The 20193-nt window shown below is 43.1% G+C and carries 18 protein-coding genes; 8 read left to right on the forward strand and 10 right to left on the reverse strand.

The window, feature by feature from the left end:
* Positions 1–506: 506 nt before the first annotated feature.
* The 4 genes from AAEZ00_RS00645 to AAEZ00_RS00660 form a co-directional block, all read right to left on the reverse strand.
* Complete coding sequence (locus AAEZ00_RS00645; protein WP_124013164.1) at positions 507–1145, reverse strand: SDR family oxidoreductase; 639 nt, start codon at positions 1143–1145, stop codon at positions 507–509.
* 345 nt (positions 1146–1490) lie between these two features.
* Positions 1491–1829: a hypothetical protein gene (locus AAEZ00_RS00650; protein ID WP_101033129.1), complete on the reverse strand. Its 339-nt coding sequence runs from the start codon at positions 1827–1829 to the stop codon at positions 1491–1493.
* Between the two features lie 335 nt (positions 1830–2164).
* Positions 2165–4018 (reverse strand): multiheme c-type cytochrome, encoded by a 1854-nt coding sequence (locus AAEZ00_RS00655; RefSeq protein WP_124013165.1) that lies wholly within the window; start codon positions 4016–4018, stop codon positions 2165–2167.
* Positions 4019–5061: 1043 nt separating this feature from the next.
* The gene (locus tag AAEZ00_RS00660) at positions 5062–6045 is read right to left on the reverse strand and encodes a LysR family transcriptional regulator (protein WP_101033126.1); all 984 of its coding nucleotides are present in this window, start codon (positions 6043–6045) and stop codon (positions 5062–5064) included.
* A gap of 125 nt (positions 6046–6170) precedes the next feature.
* Here AAEZ00_RS00660 and AAEZ00_RS00665 point away from each other — a divergent pair, with 125 nt between their 5' ends.
* Positions 6171–7376, forward strand: a complete 1206-nt coding sequence (locus AAEZ00_RS00665) for a multidrug effflux MFS transporter (protein ID WP_351088027.1) — start codon at positions 6171–6173, stop codon at positions 7374–7376.
* A gap of 80 nt (positions 7377–7456) precedes the next feature.
* Here AAEZ00_RS00665 and AAEZ00_RS00670 read toward each other — a convergent pair whose 3' ends face one another.
* On the reverse strand, positions 7457–8467 hold the full coding sequence (locus tag AAEZ00_RS00670) for a hypothetical protein (RefSeq protein ID WP_351088029.1): 1011 nt from the start codon (positions 8465–8467) through the stop codon (positions 7457–7459).
* A gap of 88 nt (positions 8468–8555) precedes the next feature.
* On the opposite strand from AAEZ00_RS00670, the gene AAEZ00_RS00675 reads away from it, so the two are divergent.
* From AAEZ00_RS00675 to AAEZ00_RS00700, 6 genes are all read left to right on the forward strand, one after another.
* Entirely contained in the window at positions 8556–9167 is a 612-nt protein-coding gene (locus tag AAEZ00_RS00675) for a tRNA-uridine aminocarboxypropyltransferase (protein WP_351078959.1), read from the forward strand.
* A 5-nt stretch (positions 9168–9172) separates the two neighbouring features.
* Positions 9173–9571, forward strand: coding sequence for a hypothetical protein (locus tag AAEZ00_RS00680; RefSeq protein WP_351078956.1), 399 nt, complete (start codon positions 9173–9175; stop codon positions 9569–9571).
* 48 nt (positions 9572–9619) lie between these two features.
* The gene (locus AAEZ00_RS00685) at positions 9620–10261 is read left to right on the forward strand and encodes a class I SAM-dependent methyltransferase (RefSeq protein ID WP_101033121.1); all 642 of its coding nucleotides are present in this window, start codon (positions 9620–9622) and stop codon (positions 10259–10261) included.
* Positions 10262–10723: 462 nt separating this feature from the next.
* Positions 10724–12052 (forward strand): M16 family metallopeptidase, encoded by a 1329-nt coding sequence (locus tag AAEZ00_RS00690; RefSeq protein WP_101033120.1) that lies wholly within the window; start codon positions 10724–10726, stop codon positions 12050–12052.
* Positions 12049–13500: a M16 family metallopeptidase gene (locus AAEZ00_RS00695; protein ID WP_351088031.1), complete on the forward strand. Its 1452-nt coding sequence runs from the start codon at positions 12049–12051 to the stop codon at positions 13498–13500. The genes AAEZ00_RS00690 and AAEZ00_RS00695 overlap by 4 nt, the downstream gene beginning before the upstream one ends.
* 163 nt (positions 13501–13663) lie before the next feature.
* The gene (locus AAEZ00_RS00700) at positions 13664–14278 is read left to right on the forward strand and encodes a hypothetical protein (RefSeq protein ID WP_351088033.1); all 615 of its coding nucleotides are present in this window, start codon (positions 13664–13666) and stop codon (positions 14276–14278) included.
* A gap of 23 nt (positions 14279–14301) precedes the next feature.
* On the opposite strand, the gene AAEZ00_RS00705 is transcribed toward AAEZ00_RS00700, so the two are convergent.
* The 5 genes from AAEZ00_RS00705 to AAEZ00_RS00725 all read right to left on the reverse strand — a co-directional run bounded on the left by AAEZ00_RS00705 (position 14302) and on the right by AAEZ00_RS00725 (position 19216).
* Positions 14302–14637 (reverse strand): DUF2956 domain-containing protein, encoded by a 336-nt coding sequence (locus AAEZ00_RS00705; protein ID WP_351088035.1) that lies wholly within the window; start codon positions 14635–14637, stop codon positions 14302–14304.
* Complete coding sequence (trmL, locus tag AAEZ00_RS00710) at positions 14637–15101, reverse strand: tRNA (uridine(34)/cytosine(34)/5-carboxymethylaminomethyluridine(34)-2'-O)-methyltransferase TrmL (RefSeq protein WP_101033116.1); 465 nt, start codon at positions 15099–15101, stop codon at positions 14637–14639. The genes AAEZ00_RS00705 and trmL overlap by 1 nt, the downstream gene beginning before the upstream one ends.
* A 457-nt stretch (positions 15102–15558) precedes the next feature.
* A complete protein-coding gene (locus AAEZ00_RS00715; protein WP_351088037.1) occupies positions 15559–16947 on the reverse strand; it encodes an ATP-binding protein in 1389 nt (462 codons plus the stop codon).
* Positions 16947–17633 (reverse strand): response regulator, encoded by a 687-nt coding sequence (locus tag AAEZ00_RS00720; protein WP_101033114.1) that lies wholly within the window; start codon positions 17631–17633, stop codon positions 16947–16949. The genes AAEZ00_RS00715 and AAEZ00_RS00720 overlap by 1 nt, the downstream gene beginning before the upstream one ends.
* Before the next feature lie 116 nt (positions 17634–17749).
* Positions 17750–19216 (reverse strand): cytochrome C biosynthesis protein, encoded by a 1467-nt coding sequence (locus AAEZ00_RS00725; RefSeq protein WP_101033113.1) that lies wholly within the window; start codon positions 19214–19216, stop codon positions 17750–17752.
* A gap of 295 nt (positions 19217–19511) precedes the next feature.
* Here AAEZ00_RS00725 and AAEZ00_RS00730 point away from each other — a divergent pair, with 295 nt between their 5' ends.
* A complete protein-coding gene (locus AAEZ00_RS00730; protein WP_101033112.1) occupies positions 19512–20006 on the forward strand; it encodes a Spy/CpxP family protein refolding chaperone in 495 nt (164 codons plus the stop codon).
* Positions 20007–20193: the final 187 nt, after the last annotated feature.

A 20193-nucleotide genomic window follows, 5' to 3' on the forward strand; every position in this document is an offset into this window, starting at 1 on the left:
CGGTTACAGATGAAGTCAAAAACTGGATAAATCCCCGTGGCGACCTTTTCGCATCTGTTGTTTAAGTCAATTGGGAAAATATTGCGGGGCGGCTAGGCCAATTCTTTTAAAAAGAGTAAAGAGGGAGCTGCCGTTGGTTTCCTCTTGGTCTGGTGTGGGCGAAGCGCCACGACGTTGGTGGCCTCAGGCCATATCTTAAACCCACTTTTGTCCAAAAGTGAACTAGCTCATTAGTTGCTATCATTTGCACAATGGTGGCTCTTTCATATCTCGATAATCGCCAGTCAGTTCGGTAATCTGCAGTGTGCGATGGATGAAATGTCATTTCAGGCTTACATTTCAGGCTTACATTTTAGGGTTAAATAGTGGTGCGCTTAACCACGCAATATAGCTAATTTATTGTATCTAAGACTATGAAAAAATACTAAAAATAAAACGGCCAGCGTTGTGCTGGCCGTTTTATTTCAGTGTTTATGGCGTTGTTAGGCGAATGTCTACTGAATGGATTAATTTAGGACATCAGTGAGGGATTTGCTGCCATTAAATAATTCAAAGACTTTGCCGCCTAGCTGCGGTTTTCCTACCGCGTAAGTCAGTGCTCGAGCAACATCTTCTCTGTGAATAGTCATCTCTTGTTTGCTGCTCGGCCGCTGGGTTTGCACTTTACCTGTGGCGCGATCATCGGTTAATGAAGCCGGTCTAAATATGGTGTAGTTAAGCCCACTGTTGATCAAGTGTTCGTCGGCCATGTGTTTGGCAACTAAGTAAGGCTTCATTTGTTCTGAACCTTGGTCGGGATCGTCAGCACCGATAGAGCTAACCATAATGAAATGTGACACATTAGCCGCTTTTGCGTAATCAATGGCTTTACAGGCCGCCCATAAATCAATGAGCATAGTTTTGTCTGCACCTGTTTTGCCACCTGAGCCAGCGCTGAAAATGACCTGATCGCAATCGTTAAATGCTTGGCTAAAGTCCTGTTCTAAATCCACTTCAACTATGCGTAGCTTCTTATCACTGGCGATATCAGCCAATTTATTTTTATCTCGCACTAACGCTATTACTGATTGGCCTTCTGCTAATAGCTGCTTTGTTGCCATGTTACCGATCTGTCCGCTTGCGCCTAAAATGAGTGTCTGTTTCATTTTATCTTCTCCTCAGTATCGAATTTTTGGCTTATATTACTGGCAAATGTGGCAGCATCGTTTGCTACTCTATTTGCCCGCCTTCTAATGACATTGGGGTTTGATCGGCGCGATTCAATGCTTAAGAGGTGACTAGTGTTTAGCAGCACTTTATGTTTTACATCAAAATAAACATAGCCAGCCGATATTTTTGGCGAATATTGAAGGTTTTACCGCCTTAGATAGCGTTAATAGCTTGCTGGTAATGAGGACTAATGACGGTAATTTTAGATAAACATAGCCGATATCAATTTGGATTAATGTCTAGGATCGGTAAGGTGATCACTAAGCACATCTAACGGTTAGTTAATCTGCTTGATGCTCAAATGTGCGTCCAGTGTGTTGAGTTTGATTCGGTTTAGATCGGTTAAACATCTCAGCATAAGGCGCAGCTTGTTCGCGCTGCACATCAGCGCTGTCTTGGTAGACATCACCTTGTTGAGCGTGTGGCTGGTTTCTCTGCAATATTTTTTTACCTAAGAGCTGTAGTGTAATAAAGCTTAATAAGCCCAGTAACAATAAAAAGGGTAATAGCACAATCGTGGTTAATGCGATGCTAAAAAACATCAGTAATGCCAAAATTGGGTTCATTGCCGTGAACCGACTTTTCAAATTGGCAGTGTGGAATGATTGATTAAATTTCATAGTGGCTCCTGAATGCAGTTCGTCTGAAAATGGGTGTCTAAAAACGTTACCTATAAATTAGTAACGATGACTTAATGTACAGTTTGCAATATCTGGACATAATATGTCACGTTAAACTTGGTTAATGTTTTAAGTTTGGGATTAAATGTCTATTTTGCTGAACCATTAGCAATAGCACGTCAATACAACTTCGACCGCGGGAAAAAGAGTTGTTTGAAACCCTCTATTGGTCTGGGTAACGGTTGCTCTTGTTAACTAAGCATATAACCAAAAAAAAGGGTAAACATAATGTTTACCCTTTTGGTTATGACTTGTTTATAAAATGCTTTGATCGATTATTTGGCTTTTTCAGCCATCTTTCTAATCACTTTATTATGGGTTACATCGTTTGGTGCTTTACCTGTGGCATTGATTTCATCACTGCCATGACAGGCTAAACAAGTGCCGACTCGGCTGATGCGATCCATTTCTTGTTTATTAAATGGACGAGCACCTTCATGTGAAGTTGATTGCAGTTGTTTACCGTTTTCATCAACAAAACGTTCCAGTTCAAAATCGATAGGGGCTTTGCCGTCTGGGAAGTTTCTGTTGATGTCGTATACACCGCTCCCTAAGCCCAATACTTTCGGGTTGGTATGACATTCTTCACAAGTACGCGACTTTTTGCTCATGGTATGAGGCTGGATCGGGTTGTGTGAAATACCACTGGTGCCATCGACGGTGGTGTAAGTTTTATTGCTTACAATCGATTTTTTACCATCTACTTGAGTTAAAAATACTTGGCAACCCGGTACGAAAGTAGACACTTTTCCGCGATGGTTAATCCCTAATGCAGGCATTTCCCAACGAACGTATGAACGGGATTCATCCCAGCTGAAGGCATTCTTGGCTAAGTTAGCTTTGTTACCTTGTTTAGAGGGGTCATCACCCGTGCCGTTAAGCCAATCGCCATTTGGCTTGCTGATGTCTTGCTTAGCATGACAGCCATAGCATTGCGGTGCCCAAGCTGCATGACAGGTAGAACATTCCATTTTTTCCATGTGGCTGGCAATTTTCACCATCGCAACATAGCCTTCTTTAGACAACTCTTTATCTTTTAGTTGAGGAACATCCAGTTTTTTACCGTCGTTTTTAGTGGTTAAAGTTACTGTTTTGCCTTCACGTTTGAGGTTGTTCAAGGGCATGTCGCGTGAGGTTTTTAATGTGGCTTCGGTGGTTGGCGTACCATGACAAGACACACAACGGATTTCTAAGGCGTGCTCTTTTTTGGTATATAAGTAGCCATCACCGTGCATTTCGTTTTTGGTGTGGCAGTCAATACAACTCATACCAGCATCATAGTGTAAATCAGCTTCAAGGAAGTTGTAGTGTTTGCCATGCAGCTTACCCTGCTTGTCACCGTCTTCGGTATAGGGTGTGCCGTATCCGTCAGATTCCATCATGCCTTTATAGCTTACGCCCGTACGTCCGCCGCGGTTATGACAATGCTGACACTGGTCTACGGTCATTTTCTTGGTCATTTTATGCTTGCGAGGACGATCTTTTTGAGTTTTATCTATGGCCTTATCGCCACCTTCATAGGTGCCATCGTTACTGTATTCAACATGACATGCTGCACAGCCAGACGCGCGGTAATCGCCATCGCGTTGATGGCCGTCGCTCCAAATATGGCAACGTAAACACTGGTTGCGGAGGTAATCATCACCTGGTGAATTGGTGTTTGATTCTGGTTGAGTTGGGTCATAACTTGGTATCTGGGTTAGGCTTTCAACTGTGCCTTCTCGGCCCGTTTTCAGTGCTTTAACATCGTAAGTGGCATGGATCGCATTACGATCTTGGCTAGCAAAGTTGTAGCGAGTACCTGAAATTACTCCGGCCATAGTGGCATGGAGTGAGGTTTTGGCGTTGTCGACTTCATCTGGGTGACAACTGCCACAGGTGTCGTTAATAACCCGTAAGTCTGTCGGATTGGCCCACATATCTGTGTGAGCGGTTTTCATGTTGGTGGCGATACCATCACCATTGTGGCAATCAACACAAGTCAGATCGGCCATGCCGTCAACTTGTGAAAATTGTTCGATGCCATTATGGCAACTCATGCAGCCGGTATCATCATCCCATTGCGCATTAGCGTTGAACGCTAACATGGAAAATAATACAAATATGGCAATGAAATAAAATGTTTTCATCTTTGCTCCCTAATATATTTTTTATAACAATAAAACCCTACATTTTGTAACTGTTTATTATCCTATATCAAAAGAGGTATGTAAAAATTTCGATACAGATTTGTAGCCAATGTGTGACTTGTGCATGTTCAATTGACCGTGGCATGGATATAAGCTGGGAATTCGATTAAAAAAACATCGCAATATAATACTATCCCTATGGCTTGTAGATATTTTCTGGTTAAAATATGTTCGAGGTAAACAGGTTTTAATTGCGGCGCAAGTCTTACAGATCGAGTCTTTAACTAAGCGAGTACCTTGCAACAAAGACCTTGGTTTACAAGTATCTTTGCTTACGAATACCCTTGCTTAAAAATAAGAGCACCCGTTTAGCTGGACCCTTAGGGCACATTGGTGGCTTGTCGCTAGTGCGTTATCACTTATTTATCTACAACCACTGCACGTTGTAAGCGCGACCTTGTATAATATGGCCTCAAACTGCTGCAAAATGTATTTTAAAACATCAACATGCCCTCCCATTACGAATAAATCCTAATAGTTATCGAGGGATAAAGTGTGTCGCGAGTTAGGTTGTAAATATGAAAAAATAAATAGAGGCATGATAAAAAATAGCTGAGTCAGTGTGGGCAGAACAATTATTTACGCGAGTGATTAATGGTTCTAGTCACGTGACATGATGTGGTTTTTTGGTTCAATATTAGTATGAGGTTGATATCTGTCCTTGCTTGAGTTTAGCGATTATGCTTCATATATTGGTTACGCAAGAGCGTCATGCCAATGAAACCGACAAATACAAACAATAATATTAACGGTAATAACAACAGACCGCCCAATAAGACAGTGGCAACCGTTGCTAATGCAGTATATGGGCGCATTTTCCGGAGGCGTTGAATTATATTGTGTAGATTAATTGAACTGAACATCCTCTCTCCTCCGGGATTAACCCTATGGATAACCCATCAGGTTTGCTTATTTGGTAATCGATTACTTATTCGTTTTATTCTAGTGCCTCGTGACTTAAAAGTTAAATCAAGGCTGAAATGTCAGCGATTAGTTTTACTAATATGATTATGAGTAATGGCTTTCTCGACACTGCTGAAAATAATATTGCGAAACCATTGATGTCCCGGCTCTTGATTATTTCGTTCGTGCCATAAAAACACATAGGCCATAGGCATAAATTCAAACGGCAAGGGAATAGAAACGAGTGAGTACAGTTTCTGGGCGTGATAGGCAAAACTAGACGGTAAGGTGAAAATTAAATCGGTGTTTACGCATACACTTACTGCACCGTAAAAGTCTGGCACTGTGGTTGATAAGTTACGATGTAAGCCTAAATTGGCTAAGTGGTAATCCAAGGCCCACCAGTCGTTACCTTCACATCTTACTTGCACATGAGACATATTGAGGTAGTGATCTTGATCCCAGTGTCCAGCAGTGACAGTCTGTAAAATAGGGTGATCTTTACGCACCAAGCAAACTTGATGATCGTTAAATAGAGTTTGTGATTCAATACCTTCAGGCACATGTTCAAAATTGACATCGGTATGAGGTTGAATGTCTCTGCCTGCAAGCCCAAAATCGATTTGTCCTTGTTGTAAATCTTGCATTGATTTTTCAGTCCAAACATAAGAATCCAATTTTATTAACGGTGCCTGTTGTAATAATGGTCCGATAAAATATGGAATTAAGGTTTCATAAGCACTTTCGACCATCGAGAATGAAAATTGACGGTTACTGGTCGCCGGATGAAAGGTTGGCGGTTGCGTGAGTTGATACAAGTTTTGCAACACTAATGGTAGTTGTTGCCTTAATGCATCAGCATGTGCGGTTGGTTTTAAGCCGTGTGCTGTACGTTGAAAAAGTGGATCGCCTAATGTTTCCCGCAAACGATTTAAGCTTTTACTAACAGCCGATTGACTGACATGCAAGCGATGGGCTGCCCGGGTGACACTTTGCTCCTCAAGTAAGACTTGCAGAATGACTAATAGATTAAGATCGACTCGAGCGAGGTTGTCTAAGTTCATGTGATATTCTCAAATGGAAATTCACTTTGGATTTTATATCATTTCCGTTCATACCTCCATTTGACTTACTATAGCGCCCTATTAAGGGTGACCTTTGTGCATTAAAATTTTGAGAGATAGAAAATATGCGTCGTAACCTATTGCCACTATTAATGTTTATGGTGCTACTAAGCCCATTAGCGATTGATATTTATCTTCCATCTATGCCTGCAATGGCGTTGGATTACGGCGTATCTAACAGTGAAGTACAGTCCACCTTAGTGTTATTTTTATTTGCTATGGGCGTAGGACAAATTTTAATTGGCCCATTAGCGGATCGTTTTGGCCGTAAACCTGTCGCGTTATTTGGTATTGTACTTTATGGCATTAGCAGTTTATTAGGTGCTTACGCGGTTGAGTTTGAATGGTTGCAGATTGCGCGTGTTTTCCAAGGCTTGGCAGCATGTTCAACCTCTATTGTGGTATTTAGTGCGGTACGTGATTGCTATGACCGCAAACAAAGTGTGTCGATATACAGTTATCTCAATGGGGCCATTTGTGTGGTTCCTGCACTGGCCCCCACATTTGGTGGGCTATTAGCCTTGCAGTTTGGTTGGCGTTCAACCTTCATTTTTATGGCTTTGTATGCCATTTTAGTGCTGTTTTTAGTGGGATTTCGTTTTCCGGAAACGCGTCCGTTAAATACCGACAGCACGGGTCCTTTATATCGTTGGAGTCGTTATAAGCCGGTTATTGGTGATCCTCATTTTATGTTTTATGCCAGTTGCTGCATGATCGCGATGGCGTCAATTTTGTGTTACGTGTCGTACTCACCCGTGTGGATAATTGGTCATTTAGGTATTTCTGAACTCACCTTCAGTGTTCTATTTGGACTCAATGCTACGGTAAACATTGCAGCCTGTTTTGCCGCTCCGGTGTTGGTAAAGCGTATTGGTAACCGTCCGGGTGTGTTGCTGGCGTTATCGTTGATGTTAGTTGCTGCCTTTCTCGAAGCGGGGATGTACTTAGTCGGCCCACAAGAAGGGTTAGCAGCCGCGATAGCCTTTATGGCCCCGATGATGATCTTGTGTATTGGGTTTGCCATTTTACTCGGCCCTGCAACCAGTATGGCGTTGTCGGCTTTCGGTGAACGAGCAGGCACAGCAGCCGCTATGCTGGGATGTATTCAAATGAGCGGTGCGTCATTACTGACCGCGTTGGTGCAACTAACCGATATACCCGCACCTTATGCCATTGCGCTGGTTATGGCAGGCTTTAGTGCAGTATTACTGATCATTATGGCAATGAAAAACTTAAGCCATCTGCATCAAGAACAGTTACAACATGAGTAATTAGTTTGAGTAATATCACCTTTAACCCGCAGAATACTAACCACATTCCGCGGGTTTTTTTTACCTCAATATGATGAGACTTAGAAGCGGGCGTTAATGCCTACACTAAAGCTGGTTTGTGAGTCGTTATCATATTCGCCATTGAAATATGAGTGCTCAAGTGCAAACTTAGCCGAAAATACATCGGCAAAACGCCAGAAGTAGCGGGTGTTTATGCCAGTATAAGTGTCTGTTTGGTCATTATCACCTTGGTTGTCAAAACTGGTACCGCTGAAGTTATAACTAGTATCTAGATAACGTTGCTCAACATTAGCCCCAACAGACCATGCATTATTGATATACCAATCGGCATTGATGGCAAGGTTATAGATGCTGTAACCCATGTCTATCTTAGAATCTCTGATGGTTACTTGACCTAAGTTATCAACAGAACTGCTTAAATCATTACTCGTAAATTTCTGATCACTATAGGAAAATGCACCTGTGAGCATGACTCCAGCGGTTGATTGCAGTGGAATAAAATGTTCATAATTTAAGCTAAAAACATCAAGGTCATTGCTTTTATAACCCTCTGAGTTATAGGTTGCTGATGCAAAGCTGCTTGATTCAGACTCAGACATTCTGCTGTAATTAAGGGTTAATGCCGAATGGTCCGTGAAAAAATAGCCTAGATTGGCTGAATAAGTGGTAAAGCTATCTGGACTACTAGAGTAATTATCTTCCTCAATATTGAGTCGACTGACTTCTGCACCGATAAACCATTTTGAGTCAAAAACGTATTCTCCAGAGATGTTATATAAATCTTCGACGTCAGTGGTGACATAACGCGCTGCAACAGTTGAGCCTTGATGAAAGAATCCCGCCAATGCATATGGCTTATCTGCTTGTTCAACCGCTTTAAAATAATAGCGATAGTTGGCGTTAACTAGGCCATCCGCTTCACCTGATGAGTCTAAAAAACCGATTTCTGCTTCGTGGTGATAGGCATTATCTTGTGCGGCATAAACGGAACTTGTAGAAAGTGCGAGCATTAAGGCAATCGACATCTTTGTCATTGTTGTTGCCATGGTTCTTGTGATAATTCCTGTCATAATAATGGTTCTTCCTTGAGATGTTATGATGTAAAGCCAAGCATATTGAACTCAATATTACATATTTGCAACAATAATAAGACAAAAAATGAGCAGAAGTTATTGTATTAATTGCCAATACCCGCAGTCAGCGTGTGTTTGCCATGCGCTCAAACCGGTGTGTTCCCAAACCGAGGTAGTGGTGATGCAACACCCGTCTGAAGTGGGGCATGCTAAAAACAGCGTGAGGTTATTGAAGCTGGTGCTGCCGCAAACCCAGATTTATGTGGGCGAGACTGCCGAGGACTTTATTGAGTTGCAACACTATTTAGCCACGCAAACGAAACCTGTGTACGTGGTTTACCCCAATGAGCACAGCCAAACCGTCGCCAAGGCCGGAGCGAGCGAGGCCGTGATTATTATTGTAATCGACGGTACTTGGCGCAAGGCGTACCGCATGTTGCAGTTGAATCCGTGGTTAGTTGATTATCCGTCGCTGCATCTTGAGTGTGCAGATGAGTCGCAATATGTTATCCGTAAAGCGAAACGCAGCGACAGCCTGTCAACCCTCGAAGCGGTTGCTCATACTCTGGTTGCGTTAAATCCTGCGACTGATATCGCGCCAATATTTGCAGTGTTTAACACAATGGTGCAACATAAGTTAACCGCTATGCCTGCTCAGGTTCGTGCGCGTTATAACAGCGATAAAATCAAAGGATAGATAACATGAAAATCGGGCTGATAGGCTTATTTGTTTTAGTGGTTGCAGCAAGCTCGTTGACGTTTGTCGTTTCTGGTGCTACTTCTGCTGCTGACAAACCCCATAAAAAAATGACCTTAGCTGAAAAAGGCGAGCAAGCGCGTCAAGAGTCAATTGAACTTGAGCAAAGCCAATTGCAAAAAGCGCGTGAAGCAGCCAAGGCAACCTCGGAACGTGAACAAAAAGTGTTAGCTAAGGCGCAGTCTAATGATTGGGAAGCGCAGCAGCTCGAAAAAGCCCGTGCTCAATCTGATGAGCGTTTAACACGTCAGCAAAAGTATTTACAGCAGGCGCAAGACGCTGCTAAGCAAACACGTAAAATCCCCAAGGCCACCACAACGGCAGAACCGGTTCTATCAGAATAGACTCAGTGTTTATTATTACTTTTCACCTCGCCTGTGTCGGAGTTCATTTTGTCGTGTTGTCCTTTGTGTCACCATCAAACTATTGCGTTTCATCAAGATAAATATCGCCCCTATGTTCGTTGCTCACAGTGTTTACTGGTGTCAGTTCCGGCAGCATTTTATTGGGATGAAACCGCCGAAAAAGCCCATTATGATTGTCACCATAACGACTTTGCCGATGCGGGCTATCAGCATTTTTTATCACGCACCTTAACCCCGTTGTTAACCCGGCTTGCTCCCAATGCAAGCGGATTAGATTTTGGCTGCGGCGAAGGTGCTGTGCTAAGCCAAATGGCGGCAAAGCAAGGGATCAGCGTGGCTAACTATGATCTGTTTTATCACCCAGATACTCAGGTGTTAAGCCAGCAATATGATTTTGTGTGTTTAACCGAAGTGATTGAACATATTGCCAATGCCAAACAACTTATCGAGCTATTAAGCCAATTACTGTTACCCGGTGGCATATTGGCCATTATGACCAAACGGGTATCGAACCTTGAAGGATTCATTAACTGGCACTATAAAATCGACCCGACCCACATCAATTTCTACGCGATTGAAACCTTCGAGTGGCTAGCATTACAACAAGGCTGGCAGCTTGAAGTTATCGGCAGTGACGTGGTGTTTTTTCACGTGCCCGTATTACGTTAAGTGTTGCATGAGGGGGCATGACGTGTTGGATGAATAGTGGTCAACTCAATAAAGTCCTCGCCAGTCTCGCCCACATAAATCTGGGTTTGCGGCATCACCAGCTTAATCATGACCGGCAGGCGTTAATAAATAGATACAATTGACTTGTTAGCAAATGGCTAAAAAAGTTAACAAAAGGGTCATTACAGGGTAGTTTTGTTGCACTCATTGGTTTAAACATGGAATCAGCATTCCTCTGTACTCCCTTGAAACATTGCTTTCAAGGGGCCTTATGAGCGTTAACACCAGCGAAGCTGAATATAAGCCAAGTTGGCTGCAACTATTCAGCGGGTTTTACGTTGATGAAAGTGGCCTTAAACTTGGCGTATAAATCATGGCGCAAGTAGCGTTAACGGTATTAAGCGCGGCATAAAAAAACACAATGTAGATTAATTATTGGACAAGTGCTCAAAGGAGCGAGATATGATCCGCAAGATAATGGCGTTGTTGATGACGTTAGGCGTTCTAAGTGCGCCTTCGGTGTCAGCGACACAAGCTGAAGATATTAATAGTTTTACTTTAGATAATGGCATGAAAATTATGGTACTTGAGGATAGCTCTATCCCAAATGCCAACATGTACATTTTTTGGAAAGTCGGTTCGCGCAATGAAGTGCCTGGCATTACCGGTATTTCGCACTTTTTTGAACATATGATGTTTAATGGTTCTAAAAAGTTTGGTCCGAAAATGTTTGATCGCACCATGGAAGCCGCTGGTGGCGCTAATAATGCCTACACCACTGAAGACATGACAGTGTATACCAACTGGTTTCCTGCAAATGGCTTAGAAACTATTTTTGATTTAGAAGCGGACCGGATCGCCAATTTAGACATCAACCCTGAAATGGTTGAAAGTGAACGTGGCGTGGTGCAGTCAGAGCGGACTACCGGGCTTGAAAACTCTAACTGGCGCACTATTCAAGAAGCGCTTAAAAGTGTTGCCTTTGCAGCCCACCCATATAGTTGGTCTGTGATTGGTTATGAGTCCGATATTGCTGCTTGGACATTAGCAGACTTACAGCAATATCATAAAACTTACTATGCGCCTAACAATGCGCTAGTGGTGATTAGCGGTGATGTGAAGTTAGCCCAAGTAAAAGCACTGGCTAATCAGTATTTCGCGCCAATTCCAGCCCAAGCAGCGCCAAAAGCTGTGCGCACGGTTGAGCCGCCACAAAATGGTGAGCGCCGAGTATTTGTCAAAAAAGAGTCTGTGAGTACGCCAAACATTATGTTGGCTTACCATGTACCTGCCACTCGCCATGCTGATTATTACGCGCTTGATTTATTAGCGTCGATGTTAAGCGAAGGTAATAGCTCGCGTTTTTATCAGGCGTTGGTCGACAAGCAATTAGCGTTATCGGCCGACACCTACATGCCGATGTCGTTCGACCCGAATCTATTTTACATTTTGGGTGTGGCCAATGCTGGTGTGAGCGCTGAGACCTTAGAGCAAGCCTTAATTGAGCAAATTAATCTTATTGCCACCCAAGGTGTGACTCAGCAAGAGCTTGAAAAAGTAAAAAATATCAAACTAATGGATTTTTACCACGCTATGGAAACCATTAACGGTAAAGCCAATACATTAGGCACATACGAGCTGTATTTTGGCGACTATACCAAACTGTTTAACGCCCCAGAAGCGTATAACCAAGTCACCCCTGCTGATATTCAGCGTGTGGCGCAAACCTATCTAATTAAAGCGAATCGAACTGTCGGTGTGCTCGCTGCTACTGAGGAGTCAGACCAATGAAAACCGTTACTCACACACGCATTAAGCTATCGTTATCGGCTATCGCATTGGCTTGTAGCATAGGGATAAGTGGTTGTGCGACCACTCAGAAAACTACTGCCGATACCGCCAACCCTGTAACCGCTAGCTTTGTGCTGCCAAGCTACCAATCCGTCACGTTAGACAATGGCTTAAAGGTTAAGTTGATGGTGCAAAAAGAAGTGCCATTAGTGACCATTGATGCCGTGGTTAGAGTGGGCGCGGTCAATGATTTGACCTCTGGTATGGCTTACATCACCTCACAAAGTTTAATGTTAGGTGCCGCGGGTCAATCTAAGGCGGACATCGAGCAGCAATTAGACTTTATCGGTGCCAGCATTAATACCAGTGCCGATTTAGAAGGCAGTTATATTCGTGCCAATATGATGAACAAAGATGTGGATACTGTGCTCAATATTTTTAGCCATGTATTACGTCAACCTGACTTTGATGCCACTGAATTTGATAAGCTAAAACAGCGCGAAATCGTTGGCTTATCACAGCAAAAAGAAAGTCCGCGAGCCGTGATTGGACGCTACTTTAATCAGTTAGTCTTTGGTGAGCATCCTTATGCCAACCCAGTATCGGGTAATAGTGACACCATCGCGAGCCTGTCTATTGAGGAGCTACGCGCTTTTTATAAAGGTTATTATCAACCAAGCAATATGACCATTAACGTGGTGGGTGATTTTAATGTTGCCGATATGACCGCCAAGCTTAATAAGGCCTTTGGTGATTGGCAGGCAACCGAAACCGTGCTTCAGCCAGATTTAAGCCAAGCCTTACCGACGCTCACCAAGCCGCAGGTGTTGTTAGTCGACAAGCCTGATGCAATTGAAACCACCTTTTTAATTGGTGGCGTGGGAATTCGTTATAACAACCCAGATTATGTTGGTTTGACCGTCGTTAACACCATCTTAGGTGGTCGTTTTACCTCATGGTTAAATGATGAACTACGCGTCAATGCAGGCTTAACTTACGGTGCTCGTTCCGGGTTTAGCCCGTATGCGCAATCTGGATTATTCCAAATCAGTACGTTTACCAAGTCGTCGACGACTAAAGAAGCGATTGATTTAGCCTTAAAAACCTATGCTCGTTTGTGGGAAAAGGGCATTGACCAAGTGACGTTAGATTCTGCTAAAGCCTATGTCAAAGGCCAGTTTCCGCCTAAATATGAGACCAGTGGTCAATTAGCCGGTTTATTGTCTGACATGTATTTATATGGCTTTAATGATGATTTTATTAATCAATTTCAAGCTAAAGTCGATGGACTTACCCTAGCTGAAACCCAACGTTTGATTAAGCAATATTTCCCACAGCAAAATTTACAGTTTGTGTTGATTGGTAATGCAGAACAAATTGCTGATGTTGCGGCGCAATACGGTGAAGTCACTACAGTGGATATTACCGCCACCGGTTTTGGCCAGTAGGTATTTGTTGGTTAGTCATATCATGGCCCACTAAGGTGAGCCATTTTTTATGGTTAACCATCACCAAAGCGTGCTCATTGCCAGTGATATTATAGGGTATGTGGTATTGTAACGGCTTACCGGTGTTGGGCAGTAGATGTATCTAATCATAAAGGACATTTGAATGGTAAGAAGTTTGTTTACCCAAAAAGGTCGATCAATATTTCTGTTAATGGCAATGTTGTTACTGACACATTCAGCCTCAGCTTATGCAGATAAAGTGACATTGAATACGTTTTGTAGCCAATTAGCTGGCGAGTGGCAGGGCAGTGCTGCCAATCCTAATGTTTACCCCAAGAAGGTCACTACCTCGGTGATGTGCTCTGCAGATAGGCGCAATTTGTTCATCAGTGTTAGCCGGGGCAGTCGTTTTACAAACAGTGAAACCTGGTGGTTTAGGCAACAAAACGATCATATTTTATTGGTGTATGCCAATGGTGTTACCGATGACGTGTCGCAGGAGTTAACGCTTTATGAGCAAGCTGGCCGTTACTCATTTTTAGGCAAAGGTGAAATAAATCAACGTCCAGCATTAGTGCAGTTGCAGTTTGATCCCATTATTGACGATACCGATACCGATACCGATACCGATACCGATACTAGTGCCGATCAGGCAATACTAGGATGGCAGTGGCAGCAAAGCGCTCATTATTTGGATGACGACAGTGAGCAGTATCAGGTCGTCAGAGCCATTAGCCTGCTTAAACTGTCAGCAGAGGAGACTCAGCTGACTGAATAGCGTGAACGTTTCACCAATGCGGTTTAGCGGTAAAACAGGTAAGCGGCAAACAATGCCCAACTCAAGAGTAATAAGCCCATTAACGACCACGTTAGCGAATTGAATCGACTCTGGGACACAATATAAGGCATATCGGGCTCATCATTGGTGGGCGTGGTACTTTTGGTTTTTTGTTGCTGTTTACGTGCTTTGTCACGATCACGGGCTTTGACTTTATGTTGCTTTTTAAATTCAGTAATCCCTTTCTCAATGCCTGCGGCAATCAGCTTAGTTTGTTCTTTCGTTTGTGCGGGTCTTTGGGTTGCTTTGGCAATGGCCAAAGCATCGTGTTGGGTTTCGGGTGACTGGGTTTTTTTCATTACTCTGCGCCTGCAAAACCGAGTTGACGCCATGCTTCATAACTAATAATGGCGACTGAGTTTGATAAATTTATACTACGGCTATTGGCTGTCATTGGAATACGTAACCGCTGCGCAAGTGGCGTCGCATCAATAATATCCATCGGCAGTCCACGAGTTTCTGGGCCAAATAACAACACATCATTCTCTTGAAAAGCAATTTGAGTATGGGGACGGCTGCCTTTAGTGGTGCAGGCGATAATACGTTTTCCTGCCATGGCCTCTAAAAAAGCGGCATAATTTTTATGGCGAGTCACACTGGTTAGGTCGGAATAATCGAGTCCAGCGCGACGTAGTTTCTTTTCTTCGAGATCAAAACCTAACGGCTCAATCAAATGTAACTGTGAGCCATTATTGGCACATAGACGGATGATATTTCCAGTATTTGGGGCGATTTCGGGTTCATAAAGGGCAATCTGAAACATAGCAACCTTACGGTACGAAGTATAAAAAGAATGACAAATTATACATTAAGCAGGGTTTGACTGCGAGACGTTATCAAAACTGACTCGGTTACTGTGATGAGCATGCGTTAGCGTGCTGATATGACTTTTAGCAGGTATCTTTTTTGGGGTAAATATGACTCTAGCCTTGGTAAACGGTGGATTGAATTTGTCACGATACAATGGATGATATTGCTAAAAGTCGATGGCAGAGTATTGCAGCAAGGCGATTTAATCTATTGGCGGCATAAGCACTGACGATACCGGTACTAGGGGTCACTGTACCGAGGATAATATATATTGCTGTCTTTCATACACTATGGTTCATACGATGGTTAATCGTGTGACGATATTAATCATAGTTGTTCATCAGTAAGCCGCTCCTAATCCCAAGCCGAAGTTTATTATCCCGAGGTGAGGTCACCGATTAATGTTTACATTAAATGGGTAAGTCGATGGTGACGATTAGCCCATGTGATGGTTGATTTTTGGCAACTATGCGTCCTTTATGGGCCTCAACTGCCGCTTGAGTAATGGCTAATCCTAATCCCCATCCACCAGATACGCGATCACGTGCGCTATCAGGTCGATAAAATGGCGCAAATATCGCTTCGAGCTCTTCTTCTGCAAGGCCGGGACCGTCATCGCTGACCACAATACGAACTTGGTTTTTTGTTTGCTGACTTTCAATATAAATATGTTGATCAGCGTAACGAATGGCATTACGCAGCAGGTTCTCAATGGCGCGGGATAAGGTTCTAGGCAAATGATTAAAGCGGATAGACTCGTCGATATCTATATGTAATTGTTTACCTTGCTGTTCGGCTTCAAATTCGGCGTCATCGAGCACTTGGCTTAAGGTTTCTGTGAGTTCAGCTGTCAGGCGTTTTTCGCTAACATTTAAGGTAACTCTAGATAAGGTTAATAGCTCGCCAATTAAGGCATCTTGTTGTTGAGCTTCATATTCTATTCGATCCAGTTCGGTGCTGTGCTGACCTTTTTTACGAGCAAGTGCCAATGATAGTTGCAGCCGCGTCAGTGGCGTTCGCAGTTCATGGGAAATATCGCCCATTAATCTTTGTTGGTTATTCACCATGGCTTCAATGGCGTCGGCCATACCGTTAAAAGCGATTGCCAATTGGCCCATTTCATCACGCCGATTAGCGGTAGCCGCATCAACTCGGCTAGACAAGTCGCCTCTGGCGAGGGCATTGGCACTGTGCTTGAGCGAACGCAATGGTTTACCTAAATACCATGCCAGCAAACCGCATAATAGGCCCGATAATAAAATGGCTAGGCCTGCCGTGAGTAATTTATTGTCAGCAAAAAAGAAAAACCACGGCCGAGGATGGTTATCGGGTAAACGGCCAAATAATTGATAGGGTTTGCTGTTGACCTCAAAAGAATAGGGGCCAAAAATGAGCTCGTCTCTAAATTGGTGGCTTATCGGCTGATCTGCCTCTTCTGCCATCAGTTGAAAGCGTCTAAATCCACGCGAGACGTGTTTACTGTTTAACACTTGGCCTTCACCATCGGTTAAATATAAACGCAAAGGGCCGCCATTATGCTTACGGTCACCGCCACCGTCTTTATTGCGGTTATGGCGCAGACGTTGTAGGTTTTTGCCTTCGAGTAATTGAGGTTGCTCTTGTATCCGCTCGGCGACGTTTTCCAGCATCCGCTCAAGGCTAGGCGGCAAAGGTGAGCGGTCATGATTTTGCTGCAATAATGGCAATAATGACACCAGAGCAATAATCAACGAACTGCATAGCCAAAAGCCCAGCAATAATTTAAAAAACAGTCGGTTAAATGGATTGTTTTTCAGCATTATGGTATCCAAATATAGCCTTTACCGCGCAGGGTTTTGACCCGTGGACGGCCGTCTTGGCGCTCTGGTAGTTTTTTGCGTAAGTTAGACAAATGCATATCTAAACTACGATCAAATGGCATCAGTTTTTTGCCTAATACGTTTTCACTTAATGACTCTTTGGTGACCAGTTCGCCTGATTTTTCGAGTAAATTAAACAACAGTAAAAACTCGGTGCCCGTCAGGATAATCAGTTGTTCGTTGCAATAGGTTTCTTGGCGGGAAGGGTCGAGGCGTAAATCACCAAACTGCATCATTTCATTGGCTTGGTTATCTTGTTGAGTGGTTTGTGCTCGACGTAAGATGGCCCGAATTCGAGCCACTAATTCGCGGTCATTAAACGGTTTTGGCAAGTAGTCATCGGCACCGATTTCTAGACCGACTACCCGATCAATTTCTTCGCCGCGGGCGGTTAGCATCAACACAGGGGTTTGCTTGCGTTGCCTTAAGGCGCGCAATACTTCAAAGCCATTGAGCTTAGGTAACATGACATCAAGGAGGATTAAATCGAAGTCCTGCTGTTGCGCCATCAATAACCCTTGCTCACCATCATAAGCTTGGGTTAAGGCAAATCCTTCCAATTCAAGTAATTGGCTGAGTAGATCGGATAAACCAATATCATCGTCGATAAGTAAAATGCGATTCATAACTGTCCTCTGGCACAAAGAAAATCTGCATGCTAACGCTAACATACAGATTTTTCGATCAATTAAGGTTATCGCATGCCAATATTAAATCATATCAACATTGCACAGTTTTACATTTACCCTGCTTTATTTTGCACTACGTAGCGTTTAATTCTGGCAATGATAAAGGTGAGTACAATCGATCCAAGGATCAGGCCTACCGAAAAGACTGCATTTTGCAGTGAGTTAGGATTAAAGACTAACATGCTGCCTAACCCTAACATCATAATACCTGACATCAGTTTAAGTACTTCGCCTTCTTTTTCGGTCAGTTTGCGTTTACCTAACGTCATTGAGAACACAATCACAATTACGGCAAGTGGGATAACATAAACCACATTATAAGCAATGAGGTATAAGTAACGTTGCATGGTATCGAGATCTGATAATGACAACACCGAGGTGTAAATCATCGGGAAGCCTGCGGTGCACAGTAGTTCATAGGTATTGGCTAGAATAGCCAGAATGGTTGAGCCTAAAATCATGGTGGGTAATGAACTGGCTTTAGATAATTTACCCATACGTTTTATCAGTGAACCACGATTTTCGACTGACATTGAAAGGCTAACGTCGCCGCGGCCATAGAAGTAATCTTTTATATTCACTATCGCTGCGATCAAGGCCAATACCCCTGCACAAGTGATAATGATGCCGCCATCACCGCCGCCGAGTAGTTGGAATAAATTTAACCAAGCACTCATAAATATAAAATAGATAAAGCCTGAGAAAAATACAAAAATACCGCCCACTAATAGCATACGTCTGCGGCTGCCGGCGTTAACCATAATGCTCAGTAAAAACAGTAATACGAAAAAGGCGCAGGGATTAAATGCGTCGACACCCGCTAATACTATGGTCAGTACTGGCAATGACATTTGTTCAGGATGCACTGCACCAATTAGTGGAATGTTGACAGGCTGAACCGATGGTACTGGCGTAATGTCACTGGCTTGGTCAAATGACATGCCACAAGAACCTTCGGCTTGAGGATCATCACTGTTGTCACCACAGGTTTCAAATAATGGCGTATTTTCAACTGGAGTCGCACCTAGAAAATCATCGAGCTTATCGCCAATATCAGCTTTACCACCATGACGTTGGTAGCAGTTGACTAAACGCTCTAGGATGTAACGCCCTGTGACATCATGGTTGTTATAGCCGACTACGGCCTCGCCACAAATGGCAAAGTAGGGTACCGATTTAGGTTCAATACCAGTCTGTTGGCCCATTTGCATGAGTTTATCGACATTACCGGGTTCGCTAATGGCGTAGTCGTGTAATTCAATCCAGTCAAAACGTTCGCCTAGGGCGTCAATAAAAGGGTGCGCTTCTCGACAGTGCGGGCAGGTTTTTGACCAAAAAAAGTGCAGCTTTACCGACACTTGTTGATCATGTTGGCTAACCCACAGAGGGTCGTCTGCGTTATGCATTTGAGTCGTGGTTGCTGCGGTATCTGCAGCGTCAACCGAGTTGGAAGCACTGGCACTCGGTGCCAGTAAGAAGACACTAAAAAGTAAAAGTAATGGGCCAATCAATCTGTTCATAAATAATCTCGTTAATATCGTTAATATCGCAAATATCGCTAATAATATGATTTTATGCCCTTAAATGATCGCTGTAAGTGCTAAGTCAAAATAACGTTAACTGGCTCGCATTACGGTGATATTAATATGCAAATATGCCAGCTGGATCATGAAATCGGCTGTTTAAAGTGTTAAGGGAAATATTCTTTACACAATTTTACCCAAGCATAACCCTCATTGACATTGCATTCGGTAAACTGAGTATCAAATCTGCTAAGGCAGAAAATAAATCCCATTCATACCGAGGAACTTAACAATGAAAACATCATCAATCATCAAAACGAGTTTAGTTGCCTTAGTGGCAAGTTCGGCTTTATTAGCTGGCCAGTTATATGCGGCAGACACGACTACCGATACAGAAGTAAAGACAGCGTCTATGTATCAAAAGGGTGATATGCATCATGGTCGTAAAGGGGGTATGCATAAAATGATGCATATGCTTGATTTGACTGCCGCTCAGAAAACGGATGTCAAAGCGATTATGCAAAAGTATAAAGCTAACCGCCCTGAGCGCCCAACTAAAGAGCAGCGCGCTGAGCACCGTACAGAAATGTTAGCGTTAATCACTACCGCTGGTTTTGACGAAGCAAAAGCAACTGAAATGGCTGAAATGCAGCAACAAAAGCATTTACAAAAGATGCTGACGCATTTGAAAATGCAAAACGAAATCTATCAATTATTAACGCCTGAACAGCAACAAACGTTTCAAGATCAATTTAACCTAGGTAAAGGCCACAAACCTCGCCGTTAATGGTTAATTGATACAATATCAGGTTAAACTGATAAAAGCCGTTACCTTTAGGTAATGGCTTTTTTTCATTCATGCAAGTTTGCTAATGGTCACACTTTGCATAAGACCAGCAGTTACTTTAGTAAACTTTATCCTAATTAAGCAATGAACTTGCTATAGTAAGCGCAGTTAAATCATCCGTAAAAAG

Origin of the sequence: Shewanella sp. S1-49-MNA-CIBAN-0167, assembly GCF_040310145.1 — a bacterium.
Classification (GTDB): domain Bacteria; phylum Pseudomonadota; class Gammaproteobacteria; order Enterobacterales; family Shewanellaceae; genus Shewanella; species Shewanella psychromarinicola.